The organism is Pedococcus sp. P1_H8 (assembly GCF_056405175.1).
Map to the genome: position 1 here is coordinate 1 of NZ_JBFUCP010000232.1, position 451 is coordinate 451.

At 70.5% G+C, this 451-nt stretch carries 1 pseudogene; it reads right to left on the reverse strand.

What is annotated here, in order from left to right:
• Positions 1-250 (reverse strand): annotated as a pseudogene (locus AC1DYG_RS19745) (hypothetical protein); the annotation flags it as partial.
• Positions 251-451 lie beyond the last annotated feature (201 nt).

Below are 451 nucleotides of genomic sequence, written 5' to 3' on the forward strand. Positions count from 1 at the left end.
TCGGGACGGGGATCGTGGTCAGCGGGGGCGCGCTGCCGGGGATGGCCGCCGGGCGCTCGACCGGGGCGCCCTCCCCCGGCTTGGTCTCGCCGGGCTTGATCTCACCGGGCTTGGTCTCACCGGGCTTGGTCTCACCGGGCTTGATCTCGCCGGGCTTGATCTCGCCGGGCTTGATCTCACCGGGCTTGATCTCTCCGCCCGGCGGGCACAGCGACGGATCCTCGGGGCAGACCTTCACCGGAGGCGGCACGCAGTTCGGCTCGCACGTGATCGGCGGCGGCACGCAGTTCGGCTCGCACGTGATCGGCGGCGGCCCACTGCAATAAGGCTCACAGTCGGGAATGCACGTCGGCGGACATACGATCTCGGGAGGATCCACCGGTCCACACGGCATCAGGTCCGGGTTGCACCGCGGAACCTCGATGTCGGGCACGGGTCCGGTGTCGGGGAC